This window comes from Streptomyces sp. NBC_00775, assembly GCF_036347135.1.
In the GTDB taxonomy this organism is placed as follows: Bacteria; Actinomycetota; Actinomycetes; order Streptomycetales; family Streptomycetaceae; genus Streptomyces; species Streptomyces lutosisoli.
Window position 1 is genome coordinate 6,568,117 of sequence record NZ_CP108938.1, and the last position, 12,177, is coordinate 6,580,293.

A 12,177-nucleotide genomic window follows, 5' to 3' on the forward strand; every position below is an offset into this window, starting at 1 on the left:
AGGCCTTCAGGTCGTCGGAACGCAACCGTTTCGTCGTAACGGCCTATGCTGGTCCGCATGACGACGAACGCCGATGCGCCCGCGCCTCCCGAGGGGAAGCCGCCGCGCCGCCGGGCCCCCGCCGGGGCGGCCGTCCTCCGGGAGGACGTGACCGAGGCCATCCGCGCCGCCGTCTTCGAGGAACTCGCGGCCGTCGGCTACGCCCGGATGTCCATCGAGGGCATCGCCCGCCGTGCGGGTGTCGGCAAGACCGCGGTGTACCGGCGCTGGCGCTCGAAACTCCACCTGGTGCTCGACCTGGTCTCGGCGGTAGCGGTCCAGGGGCTGCCCGCCCCTGACACGGGCTCCCTGGAGGGCGACCTGCGCCTGCTGTACGAGGTCACCTCGCGCGCGCTGCGCCACCCCGTCGCCGGCCAGATCATCCCCGACCTCCAGGCCGAGGCGGCCCGCAACCCCGAGATCGCGGACGCCATGCAGAAGGCGCTGCGCGAGGGTCAGCAGGGGGTCGCGAGCGGCATCGTCGCGGCGGCGGCCGCGCGGGGTGAGGTGCGCGAGGGGATCGACCTCGAACTCGCGCTCGACCTGATGTCCGGGCCCCTGTACTGGCGGGCGGTCGTGGTCCGTGGGCCGAAACTGCCGAAGGGGTATCTGGCGAGCCTGGCCCGGGCCACGGCGGCGGCGCTCAAGGCGCTCTGACCGGCTCGGGTCATGATCTGCCCGGTCAGGCGGCGTGCTGCCGCTGCCCGCGGCCCTTCAGGAGGCTGACGCCCGCCCCCAGCGAGACGACGCCCATGCCGACCGCGGTCATGACGCCCTGCGAGCCGTCGACCACGAACGGGGCCGCCGCGGCGACGACGAGGTTGAACAGGAACAGGAACCAGAGAACGGGCTTCGAGGACAGCAGCGACTTCATGGCAGGTTTCCTTCTGGGACGGGGCCCTGCGGGCGGGCCGTGAACCCCGGGTGCGGGCCTCGGGGAGCGGAGAACTTCCGAGATCAACGATCCCGTCGTACGGGCGCCGTTTCGAGGGAGTGCGCTGCCGAAGCGGGGGTGCAGCCCGCTGCACCCCCGGCCCCGGGCGGGTGCCGGTCGCCTAATCTGAACGCCATGCGGACGACAGTGCGACAGGCGTGGCGGGCGACGGTGCACCTCGTCCTGGCCGCCGTGCTGTCGTTCGCGACGATCATCTTCATCACCGTGCTGATCATCACGGTCATCGCCACGCTCGCCGTGGTCGGCGCCGCGATGCTGCCCGAGACGGTGCTGGTGATACGGCGCATCGCCGGGGCCAAGCGGCGCATGGTGGCCGACTGGACCGGCCAGGAGATCCCCGAGGCGTATCTGCCCATCAAGGGCCGGCTCCGCGAGCGGCTGCGCACGGCGGTCCGCGACCCCGGCACCTTCACCGACCTGCGCTGGATGATCGCCCACTACTTCTACGGCTTCCTCGGCGCCCTCGCGCTGCCGCTGTGGCCGGTCGGCCTGGTCGTCGACGGCGTGTGGCAGGGACTGCTGGGCCGTGAAGCTGTCGTACTCCCGCTGATCAGCCGGCTCGCCGACCTCGACGCGCGGTGGTCGACCGCCCTGCTCAAGCCCTCGCCCAAGGCACGGCTCGTCGAGCGGGTGGAGGAGCTGACCGAGACCCGGGCGGGCGCGGTCGCCGCGCACGGCGCCGAACTGCGCCGTATCGAACGGGACCTGCACGACGGCACACAGGCGCGCCTGGTCTCCCTCTCGATGCGGATCGGCCTCGCGAAACGGGCGTACGACCGTGACCCGGAGGCCGCGCGCAAACTCCTCGACGACGCCCAGGACCAGGCCGAGGCGGCCCTGACGGAGCTGCGGCACGTGGTGCGCGGCATCCATCCGCCGATCCTCACCGACCGGGGCCTGGCGGGTGCGGTGCGCGCGCTCGCGGCGAGCAGCGGGCTCGACGTCACGGTAGGGGTGGACGGCGGCCTGGAGGACCGTTCGGAGGGCGCCCCGGAGGGCGGCGCGAGGCCTCCGGCGGCCGTCGAGGCGGCGGCGTACTTCGTGGTGGCCGAGTCGCTCACGAACGCGGTGAAGCACAGCGGGGCGGAGCGGGCGTCGGTCGAACTGGCGCGGCTCCCGGCCGGGTTGAGGGTGGTCGTACGGGACGAGGGGCGGGGCGGGGCTGGGGGCACCTCCCAGGCTTTCGGTTCTGGGGGAGAAGCCGGCGGCTCCGGACTGCTCGGCATGCGGCGACGCGTGGCCGCGCTCGACGGAACGCTGATGGTGACGAGCCCCGTCGGGGGGCCGACGGTGATCGAGGTGGAACTGCCGTGCGTGTGGTGACGGTGACCGAGCAGGCCCTCATGGGGGCGGAAACAATGGGTGGGCTGCTGTGCGTGTGGTGATCGCCGAGGACAACGCTCTGCTGCGGGAGGGCCTGGTGCTGCTGCTCACCTCGGCCGGGCACGAGGTGGTGGCCGTCGCGGGCAGCGGGCCCGAGGTGCTTCCGGCCCTCCTGGCGCACCGCCCGGACGTCGCCGTCCTCGACGTCCGGATGCCGCCCGGCTTCCGCGACGAGGGGCTGCGCGCGGCACTCGCCGCCCGGGCGGAGATCCCCGGGCTGCCGGTGCTGGTGCTCTCGCAGTACGTCGAGGAGTCGTACGCGGCCGAGTTGCTCGGCGGTGGGGCGAGCGGGGTCGGCTATCTGCTCAAGGACCGCGTCGGCCGGGTCGACGAGTTCCTCGACGCGCTGGACCGGGTCGCGGCCGGCGGCACGGCCCTGGACCCCGAGGTCGTCACCGAACTCCTCACCCGCCGCCGGGACTCACCCCTCGACTCGCTGACCCCGCGCGAACGCGAGGTCCTCAAACTGATGGCCGAGGGCCTCGACAACACGACCATAAGCAAGACCCTGGTCCTCTCCGACAGCGCGGTCAGCAAGCACATCGGCAACGTGTTCACCAAGCTGGGCCTGCCGCCGACCGACAGCGGGCACCGGCGGGTGCTGGCGGTGCTGGCGTACCTGAACAAGGGCCTGTAGGTCGCCCGGCCCCTTCGGTCAGTCCTTCATGGCCAGGAAGCCGAACAGGTCCGGGACCCCGCCCGGGCCCGCCTCGGCGGTGCGCACCAGCCGGAGCCCGGCCGCCGTCGTGGCGTTGAGCAGCTCCGCGAGCGGGAGGTGCCAGGCGCCGACGCGGGCCCGGACGCCCGCCGGGTTCCAGGCCTCGAAGCTGCGGGACCGGTCGGCGTACCGCTCGTCGAGCAGCACCCTGGGCCGGTCGCTCCAGTCGGCGAACGCGCCGATGAAACACGGATGCACGCCCAGGTGCAGGAACCGCCCACCGGGCCGCAGCACCCGGGCGGCCTCCCGCAGCACGGCCGCGTAGTCGGGCACGTCGGTGTGGGCCAGCACGCACGCGACGGCGGGCACGGAGCCGTAACCGAACGGAAGCGCCGCCGCGTCCGCCTGTGCGACGGGCAACTTTCGTACCGCGTGCCGCAGTTGACCGCCCGACAGATCCACCCCGACCGGCGTCCAGCCGAGCCCGGCCAGCGCGGGCGCGTGGGCCCCCGTGCCGCAGCAGACGTCCAGACACATTCCCTCGCCGGTCCCCAGCAACTCCACGATCGTGGCGTGCACCCGCTCGATGAACGCCCCGGCCGTGCCGGCCGACATGAAGTCGTTGTACCAGTCGGCGTGTTCGTCGTACGCCGGTGTCGTTCCTGTCGTCTCGGCTGTCATGCCGTCGATGCTAGGGACGACGCCACCGACGCCGGAGAGCTGTTCGCTGACGGCGTCGGCGGCCGGGGCGGCCGTCGGCCGGTTCCGGTTCCGGCCGCCCGGGGTGTCTCAGCCGCCCAGCGTCCGGCCGAAGGACTGGTCCTCGCGTGCGCGGCCGAGTTCGTAGGAGCCGAAGCTCTTGGAGCCGGTGCCGGTGAGGCCCGTGGTGGCGCCGGGGAGACGCCAGACCGCGCCGGTGCGGACGGTCGTGCCGGTGACGGCCTCGCCGATCGCGGCGGCGGTCAGGTCGGCCCTGCCGTTGTTGTTGACGTCCGTCAGCAGGACGAAGGAACCGAACTGGTCCTTGCTCTCCGCCGTGCCCGGGATCCCGGACGTGTTCTGGGTGAGGCTCTGGTTGCCGGTGCCGGCGATGCCGGTCGCCGAGCCGCGCAGCAGGACGACCGAGCCCGCGTCGGTGAGGCTGCCGACGTCCTCGCCGGGGAGTCCGACGGCCAGGTCGCCGTAGCCGTCGCCGGTCACGTCGGAGATCGAGAGGGCGGCGCCGAAGCGGTCACCGCTCTCCGAGGAGCCCGGAACGCCCGGCGAGTTCTGGGTCAGGGCGGTCGCCGCCCGGCTTGTGCCGAGGCCCGCCGAGCCGCCGTAGAGCACCGTCACCGCGCCTCCGACGCCGGTGGTCTCGTAGGCGTCGGCGACCGCGATGTCGGCGTACCCGTCCTTGTCGATGTCCCCGACCGCGGAGGTGTGCGAGGCGGGCAGCACGGCCTCCTGGACCAGCCCCGCACCGGTGGCGGAACCGCGGAAGTACCAGGCGCGATTGGTGCCGCCGTGCAGGGTCCGGTACTGCACGACCAGATCGTCCGCCGCGTCGCCGGAGACGTTCCCGGACGACAGGAAACCGGTGGCGTACGCCGAGGTCTCCGGCAGGGTCACGGTCGAGGCGGAGGCCCAGGTGCCGGTACGGGTGAACGGACCGTGGAGGACGGAGACCGTGGAGGAGAGCGCGTTGTAGGAGGCGAGGTCGGTGTCCCCGTCCCCGTCGAAGTCGCCCGCCGTGATCGCTCCGCCGAACCGGTTGGTGTCCTTCGCCACCGGGTCCTTGACGAGCGCGGCGGACGTGCCGAGTCCGCTCGGACCGCCCCAGTACAGGGTGACCGTGCCCTGCGAGGAGTTCGAGCCGATGTCCTCGCCGGGGGCACCGACCGCGAGGTCGCTGTAGCCGTCACCGTCGAAGTCGGCGACGGACAGGCCCGCGCCGAAGAGATCGCCGCCCTCGGACGAGCCGGGGTTGACGCTCCCGGACTGCGTGAGGATCTTCCGCTTCGTCGGGTCGATACCGGCGGACGTGCCGTACACGACGCCGACCCAGCCGGCCTCCCAGGAGCCGTCCGTGCCGGCGGGCACACCGATCGCGACATCGCGATAGCCGTCACCGTTGAAGTCGCCCCGCAGCTGGCTCCCGGCAGCGGTGGCCGTCGCGGCGGCGACCGGGGTCGCCGCTCCGGCGAGCAGACCGCCGGTCAGCGCGGTGGCCGCGGCCGTCGCGAGGGTGACGCGTATACGTCTGTTCATGCAGGTTTCCCCTGAGCACACGGGGATGCGGGGCATCCGGAATCCGACGGAACGCCGGTCCACCGCGTTCGCCCGTAGTTCACCCGGGATTCGCGCGGTGGTGGCGTATCCCAGACCCCCGATGCGGGGTCACGGTTGTACCCGGGGCGGAAGTTTCGGGGGAGGCGTCGATGGCGGTCGCCAGCCGTCGGGCGAGGTCGGTGAGTTCCGGGGTGCGCAGTACCCGGTCGTGGTCCCCGGAGCCCGGCATGGGTATGTGCAGGAGCTCGGTCCAGCGTTCCGGAACGGCGTCCGCCCCGTACACGGCGCCCGCGAGTCCGCCCGTCACCGCCGCGACGGTGTCCGTGTCGCCGCCGAGGTCGATCGCGTCGCGTACGGCGGCTTCGTACGAGTCCGTCGTCCGCAGGGCCCATACGGCGGAGCCGAGACAGGGCCATACGGCGCCGTTGAACTCCGTGGCCTGGTCCGGGTGCCAGTCGGGGGCGAGGACGGTGGCATAGCGGGCGCGATGGTCCGGGTGGACGAAGTCGAGCGCTTCCGGGATCGCGGTGAGCGGGTCCCGGCCGTCCAGCGCGACGCGGATCAGCTCGTGGAAGAGCGCCGTGCCCTCCCAGGCCGCCCGGTCGCCGTGGGTGAGGGCGGCGATCTGGCGGGCGGCGGCCATGGTGGCGGTCCGGCCGTGCGGGGCGAAGTACACGGCGGAGGTGGCCGCGCGCATCAACGAGCCGTTTCCCGCCGCTCGTTGGCTGACCTGGAAGTGCAGGGCGGCGGCCCGGTCCCAGGGGTCTCCGCTGCCGAGCACGGCCTCCGTCTGCAGGCCGATGTCCTTCGGATCGGCTGCCGCCCACTGCTGGAACCTGCGGAAGATGTCGGGGAGTTCGAGCCCGTCGTGCCGGAGCAGGGACTCGCCGACCAGTACGGCCATCTGCGTGTCGTCGGTTGCTTCGCCGGGGTCCCAGCCGCCGCCTCCGCACATCTCCCCGCCGTACCCGGGCGTCGGGAAGCGGGCCGTGAACGCGCCTTCGGGGCCGAACTCGAAGGGGGCGCCGAGGGCGTCGCCCACCGCGGAGCCGAGGACGGTGCCGAGCGCTGCGGCGAGGGCCGTGCTGGGGGCGGTCATTGAGGGAGCGTACGGGGGGGCGGCGTCGGTCGCGCTGCGGGCGGTACGGCTCAGGCCGGACCCGGAACGTCCGGTGCGCAGCCCCGGAGGGTGTGGGCGATGACGTACTCCAGGTCTGTCTTCAGGGATGCGGAGGGGAGGGTGCCGGATACGGCGAGGGCGGCGAAGCCGTGGAGGGTGGTGAAGAGAGGGGTGGCGATGCTGGCGACGGGGCCCTCGCGGACCTCGCCGCGGCGCTGGCCGTCCTCGATCAGGCGCAGGCCCAGGACCGACATGCCCTGGGAGGCCTTGATCAGGGCGTCGGAGGCGGCCGGGTCGTGCTTGATGGAGAACATGAGGTCGAGGAGTTCCGCGTTGGCGGTGGCGAAGCCCACGTAGGCGCGGGCCAGGGCGCCGAGGCGGTCGGCGAAGGACTCGTCCGCCGTCTCCTGGGAGGCGGCCAGCGCTTCGCCGAGGCGGTCGAAACCGGCCTCGGCCAGCGCGTCCAGCAGGGCCTGCTTGTCCTTGAAGTGGCGGCTCGGCGCGGCGTGGCTGACGCCGAGGTCGCGGGCCAGTTCGCGCAGGGACAGGGCCGCCGGGCCCTTCTCCTTGAGCGTCTCCTCGGCGCGGGCCAGCAGCGCGGCGCGCAGGTCTCCGTGGTGGTAACGACGTGTCTGGCCAGTCTGCATAGCGGTCAGTGTAGTGCGCATGTGTTCACCGGCTACATTGTTGGCAGTGTCACTATTGTTGGCATCGCCATCATTGTTGTCGTTGACAGCATTGTTGTCGGCGCCTACATTGAAGCGCATGGCCAAGCAGCAGCAGTGGAACGCAAGCGACATCGAGGACCAGACCGGCCGTACGGCGATCGTCACCGGCGCCAACAGCGGGCTCGGCATCGCCACCGTCGACGCCCTCGCCCGGGCCGGTGCCCACGTGGTGCTCGCCGTACGGGACGTGCGGCGCGGCGAGGCCGCCGCCGGCACCGTGAAGGACGCCAAGGGGAGTGTGGAGGTGCGGCGGCTCGACCTGGCCGACCTCTCCTCAGTACGGGAGTTCGCCGCTTCCTGGACCGGCGACCTCGACCTGCTCATCAACAACGCCGGAGTCATGAACATCCCCGAGGCCCGCACCAAGGACGGCTTCGAGATGCAGTTCGGGACCAATCACCTGGGCCACTTCGCCCTGACCAACCTGCTGCTGCCGCACGTGACCGACCGGGTGGTCACCGTGGCCTCCGGGGCCCACAAGATCCCCAGTAGCAACCACATGCACTTCGACAATCTCCACCTGACCGGCGGCGCGTACTCGCCCATGACCGCCTACAGCCAGTCCAAGCTCGCCAATCTGCTGTTCACCCTGGAACTGCAGAGCCGTCTCGCCTCCGAGGGGTGGCCCGTGCGGGCCCTCGCCGCGCACCCCGGCTGGGCCGCCACCAACCTCCAGGGCCACGACGCCAGCGTGGTCCGGCGGGCCCTGATGGCGGTGGGCAACCGGTTCTTCGCCCAGGACAGCAAGGCGGGCGCCCTGCCCACGCTGTACGCCGCCACCCAGGATCTGCCCGGAGCCAGCTACGTCGGCCCCGACGGGTTCGCCGAGATGCGCGGCGGACCGACGCTCGTCGGCCGCTCGGCCGCGGCCAGCGACCCGGTGTCCGCCGTCCACCTGTGGAGGGCCTCCGAGGAGCTGACCGGCGTCACCTTCCCCCAGCTGAGCGAGGCGAAGGCGGCTCTCTAGAAGCCCCTGGCTCCCTAGGCCCTGGAAGTCCCCTGGTCGCGCGCCGCCCCAGGATGCAGGCGTACCCACCCCGCCCACGCCGACGTGATCATGTCCTGGATGTCGTACTTCGCCTTCCAGCCCAGTGCGGTGGCGATGCGGTCGGCGGAGGCGACCACCCGGGCCGGGTCGCCGGGGCGGCGAGGGGTGGTGACCGGGGGGCGGTCGTAGCCGGTGAGGGCGTTGACGCGGTCGATCATCTCGCGGACCGAGACGCCTTCGCCGCGGCCGATGTTGAGGGTGAGGTCGGTGCCCGGGGACGCCTCCAGGGCGCGGGCCGCGGCCACATGGGCCTCGGCCAGGTCGACCACATGGATGTAGTCCCGGACGCACGTCCCGTCGGGGGTCGGATAGTCGTCGCCGAAGACGCGCGGCGGGGCGTCCTCGGTGAGCTTCTCGAAGATCATGGGGATCAGGTTGAAGACGCCCACGTCGGCCAGTTCCGGTGTCGCCGCCCCCGCCACGTTGAAGTAGCGCAGCGACGCCGTGGACAGGCCCGTCGCCCGGCCCGTCGCGCGGACCAGCCACTCGCCCGCCAGCTTCGTCTCGCCGTACGGGCTCATCGGCACGCACGGCGTCTCCTCCGTGACCAGGTCCACATCCGGCATGCCGTACACCGCTGCCGAGGACGAGAACACGAAGGAGCCGACCCCCGCGACCGTCACCGCATCCAGCAGGACCCGCAGGCCCTCGACGTTCTCCCGGTAGTAGTGCAGCGGGAGTTCCACCGACTCGCCGACCTGCTTCTTCGCCGCCAGATGGACGACACCGGTGACGGAGTGCTCCTTCAGGGTCCGGGCCAGCAGATCGGCGTCCAGGGTCGAGCCGACTACCAGCGGCACTCCGGACGGCACCCGCTCCACGATCCCCGTGGACAAGTCGTCGTAGACCACGGCCTGTTCGCCCGCGTCGAGCATCGCGCGCACGATGTGCGCCCCGATGTAGCCGGCGCCGCCGGTGATCAGCCAGGTCATGTGCGGTCGTCCCCTCGTCGGTGAGCCCGTGGTGGTGCGTGTGCCGTTGCGTGTGGCGTTCGGTCGCGTATCAGTGAAGCAGGCGGCCGAGCCGGCGGCGTACGACCTCGGTCATTCCTCTCCATCCGGACGCCGTGCGCAGCGCCAGCGCCCCCGCGTGCGTGCGGTACGGCTGCACCAGCAGGACCCCGTGGCGGGCGTCCGGGATCGCGCGGCGGCGCAGCAGGCCGGGGCCCGTGAGCGCGTGCGCCGTGGCCTCGCGGCTCGTGCCGTCGCGGAAAACGAGCTTCAGCCGGAGGTCCCAGACGCCCGCGCCCAGCGCCGACAGGTCCACCGGCGTCCCGGCGGTCCAGACGTCCCCGTACCGGTCGGGCACGAAGACCGCGGCGGCGCGCCCGCCCACCCGGCCCTCCTCCCGGTGCACGAACTCCACCTCCACCGACGCCGGACCCGCCTCCGCCATCCGCCCGTACAGCTCGTGCAGGCGCAGTCGCAGGAGGGTGCCACGCGCGCGTGGCCGCAGTTCCGCGTCGACGGAGGCCGGCAGCAGATGCGCGGGGCGGACGAGGAAGTGGTCCAGCGTCACCTGGGGGAGGCCGTCCGACCAGATGGGCGTCCCGTCGGAGGCGCGCGCGTACGGCGCGAGCAGCCTGGCCGGGCGGGCCGCGAGCTCCTTGAGGCGGGGCAGATCACGGGGTGCGGGGGAGGCCAGCACCACGCGGGCGACGAGGCGGCCGGGGGCGGTCGGGTTGACGGTGAAGTCGGTCGCGTCGAACGTCGACAGATGCGCGCGCGTGAGCTCCCACCACGCGCTGCGGTACTCGGGACCGCGCAGCTCCAGTTCGCGCGTGTACATCCGCAGCTCGTGGTCGAGGAACTTGGCGTGCACGGCCTGCGCGAGCCGCTTCTCACCGGCGCCCAGCAGGATCTCGTACGCCACCTGGTTGGCCTCGGTCCGCGCCCGCCAGTTGTCGATGTCCGCCCGGTCGAGCGAGATCGACAGCCGGGCCGCGTCGCGCCGCACGTGCCAGACGTACACCGTGTCGGGGATCAGCGCGATGCGCGGTCCGGCGGCCAGCACGCGCGCGGTGAAGACGAAGTCCTCGTAGCGGAAGCGGCCCTCGGGGAAGCGGATCCAGTGCTCGCGCAGGAAGTCGGTGCGGTACAGCTTGTTGACGCAGAGGGTGTCGTGCACCAGGCGCGTGCGCCGTGCGGGGTGCGGGACCAGCGCGGGGCGCGCGTACAGGGCACGCTCCCACGGGACTTCGCGCCCCGAGGGCAGCTCGCGGCGCACGCAGAGCCCGGACGCGACCGGCGCGCGCTGCTCGCGCGCCGCGCCCAGCAGCGCGTCCACCGCGCCGGGCGGCAGCAGGTCGTCGCTGTCCAGGAACATCACGTACGGGGCTGTCGTGGCGTCCATGCCGTCGTTGCGGGGGCTGCCGCAGCCCCCGCTGTTGACCGCCCGGCGGATCACTCTCAGACGCGGCTCCCCGGCGGCGAGGCCGTCGAGGAGGTCCCCGCTGCCGTCCGTCGAGCAGTCGTCCACCGCGATCACCTCACGGACCGCCGGGCCCTGCGCGAGCGCCGAGCGCACCGCGTCGGTCACATGGGGGGCGTCGTCGTACCCGATGACGACGACACTGACCTGCGGGGAGTGAGGGTTCATGGGATCCACGTGCCGGAACGGTAGGTGTTGCGAGTAATTTTCCGTTAAGAGGTACTTAGTGTCTCGTCGGGAAGACGGCAGGAGTGGGGTGAGCGTTCCGCGCGGACGCGTCTGATTTCACCCCGTCTGTCACGGTCGCGGGGTGGCCCGACCGCCACAGCCGTGCGAACGACAGCCCGGCGGCCGTCGCCAGCAGTCCATTGCGTACGAGCATCAGCAGGCAGCCCGTCCAGGTGCTGTGGACGACGTCCCCGTACAGGCCGGGATACGCGACCGAGCTGACCGCCGTCGCCGCCACGAGCAGCGCGGCCACCGGGCGCTGCGTGGTGTGCCGCGAGGTCAGGCACACGGCGGACAGGCCGAGCAGCCACACCATGTACTGGGGGCTGATCACCCGGCTCGTCACCGTGAACAGCAGCACGGCGGCGAGCGCCGCGTCGTACGGGGTCGCCGGTGTCCAGCGTCGCGCCCGCACCCGCCACAGCAGCAGGAGCCCGAACGCGGCGACCGTCAGGGCGAGCGAGACGGCGGCGACCGCGGAGACGTACGGGCCCACGAACTCCATCGCGCCGTACTGGTAGCGCACCGCCCCCGGCCATCCGGCGCGGCGCGCGAAGCCCAGGACCGTGCCCCCGAGCGACTCGATCTGCACGCCCCGGCCGCCCTGCTGGCGCAGGAAGCCGAAGGGGTTGCTGAAGACGGCCGCCAGGAGAGTGAGCAGCGCGCCCGCCATGACCGCCGCCGACGTCCAGGCCTCCCGTGTCGTACGGCCCCGCGGGGTGCCGATCAGGGCCAGCGCGGGCCAGACCTTCACCAGGGCCCCCATCGCGGCGAACGCGCCGCACGCACGCGTGGAGCGCGACAACGTCAACAGGGAGATGACGGCGAAGGCGGTGACCTCGACGTCGTACCGGGCGAGCGGGATGTGCAGGAGCAGGGGGAGCGCCAGCGTCCACAGGGCGGCACCGCGCAGGCTGCGGCCCGGGCGGCTGCCCGCGCGCGCGAGGGCGACGGTGATCACGGCGTCCGTGGCGAGGGTGAGCGTCACGAAGGCCGTGAAGTACGTCAGCATCGGCAGCAGCGCCGGCGCGAGCAGCACCGGGCCCGCGCCCGGCGGGTACTGCCACATGCGGTCGTCCGCCGGAAACGCGCCGTGCGACAGGACGCCGTACCAGCGGAAGTACAGCTGGCCCACCTCCTTCGAGACCCCGCCCCGGCCGAGCGGGGCGAGCTCGTCGTGGGCGAGCATCCACAGCATCAGCGAGCGGGTGGCCAGCCAGGCGGCGGCGAGGGTGAGCGGGCGCCGATGTTTCTTCAGAAGACTCTTCAAGGGACTCTTCAAAGGGCTCGTCGAGGGACTCATCAAGGAACTCTCCA

General features: G+C 72.5%; 12 protein-coding genes. 4 read left to right on the plus strand and 8 right to left on the minus strand.

From position 1 onward, the window contains the following. Positions 1-57: 57 nt before the first annotated feature. The gene (locus OIC96_RS29235; RefSeq protein WP_406330476.1) at positions 58-696 is read left to right on the plus strand and encodes a TetR/AcrR family transcriptional regulator; all 639 of its coding nucleotides are present in this window, start codon (positions 58-60) and stop codon (positions 694-696) included. A gap of 25 nt (positions 697-721) precedes the next feature. Here OIC96_RS29235 and OIC96_RS29240 read toward each other — a convergent pair whose 3' ends face one another. Beyond that, positions 722-913 carry a hypothetical protein gene (locus tag OIC96_RS29240; protein ID WP_330304994.1) on the minus strand — a complete coding sequence of 64 codons (192 nt, stop codon included), beginning with the start codon at positions 911-913 and terminating at the stop codon, positions 722-724. 195 nt (positions 914-1,108) lie between these two features. Between OIC96_RS29240 and OIC96_RS29245 the strand changes: the two genes are divergently transcribed. Together OIC96_RS29245 and OIC96_RS29250 are read left to right on the plus strand one after the other, a co-directional pair. After that, on the plus strand, positions 1,109-2,317 hold the full coding sequence (locus tag OIC96_RS29245; RefSeq protein ID WP_330304993.1) for a sensor histidine kinase: 1,209 nt from the start codon (positions 1,109-1,111) through the stop codon (positions 2,315-2,317). A 49-nt stretch (positions 2,318-2,366) separates the two neighbouring features. After that, on the plus strand, positions 2,367-3,014 hold the full coding sequence (locus OIC96_RS29250) for a response regulator transcription factor (RefSeq protein WP_330304992.1): 648 nt from the start codon (positions 2,367-2,369) through the stop codon (positions 3,012-3,014). Positions 3,015-3,032: 18 nt separating this feature from the next. On the opposite strand, the gene OIC96_RS29255 is transcribed toward OIC96_RS29250, so the two are convergent. The 4 genes from OIC96_RS29255 to OIC96_RS29270 form a co-directional block, all read right to left on the minus strand. Beyond that, positions 3,033-3,716: a class I SAM-dependent methyltransferase gene (locus tag OIC96_RS29255; protein ID WP_330304991.1), complete on the minus strand. Its 684-nt coding sequence runs from the start codon at positions 3,714-3,716 to the stop codon at positions 3,033-3,035. Between the two features lie 108 nt (positions 3,717-3,824). After that, positions 3,825-5,285 carry an FG-GAP-like repeat-containing protein gene (locus OIC96_RS29260; RefSeq protein ID WP_330304990.1) on the minus strand — a complete coding sequence of 487 codons (1,461 nt, stop codon included), beginning with the start codon at positions 5,283-5,285 and terminating at the stop codon, positions 3,825-3,827. Positions 5,286-5,364: 79 nt separating this feature from the next. Next, on the minus strand, positions 5,365-6,405 hold the full coding sequence (locus OIC96_RS29265; protein ID WP_330304989.1) for an ADP-ribosylglycohydrolase family protein: 1,041 nt from the start codon (positions 6,403-6,405) through the stop codon (positions 5,365-5,367). A gap of 50 nt (positions 6,406-6,455) precedes the next feature. After that, on the minus strand, positions 6,456-7,073 hold the full coding sequence (locus tag OIC96_RS29270; protein ID WP_330304988.1) for a TetR/AcrR family transcriptional regulator: 618 nt from the start codon (positions 7,071-7,073) through the stop codon (positions 6,456-6,458). A gap of 118 nt (positions 7,074-7,191) precedes the next feature. Between OIC96_RS29270 and OIC96_RS29275 the strand changes: the two genes are divergently transcribed. Beyond that, positions 7,192-8,121 carry an oxidoreductase gene (locus OIC96_RS29275; RefSeq protein ID WP_330304987.1) on the plus strand — a complete coding sequence of 310 codons (930 nt, stop codon included), beginning with the start codon at positions 7,192-7,194 and terminating at the stop codon, positions 8,119-8,121. 14 nt (positions 8,122-8,135) lie between these two features. Here OIC96_RS29275 and galE read toward each other — a convergent pair whose 3' ends face one another. From galE to OIC96_RS29290, 3 genes are all read right to left on the minus strand, one after another. After that, positions 8,136-9,134, minus strand: coding sequence for a UDP-glucose 4-epimerase GalE (gene galE / locus OIC96_RS29280; protein WP_330304986.1), 999 nt, complete (start codon positions 9,132-9,134; stop codon positions 8,136-8,138). Positions 9,135-9,204: 70 nt separating this feature from the next. After that, complete coding sequence (locus tag OIC96_RS29285; RefSeq protein WP_330304985.1) at positions 9,205-10,800, minus strand: glycosyltransferase family 2 protein; 1,596 nt, start codon at positions 10,798-10,800, stop codon at positions 9,205-9,207. Between the two features lie 55 nt (positions 10,801-10,855). Next, positions 10,856-12,163, minus strand: coding sequence for a glycosyltransferase 87 family protein (locus tag OIC96_RS29290; RefSeq protein WP_406501697.1), 1,308 nt, complete (start codon positions 12,161-12,163; stop codon positions 10,856-10,858). Between the last annotated feature and the right edge of the window lie 14 nt (positions 12,164-12,177).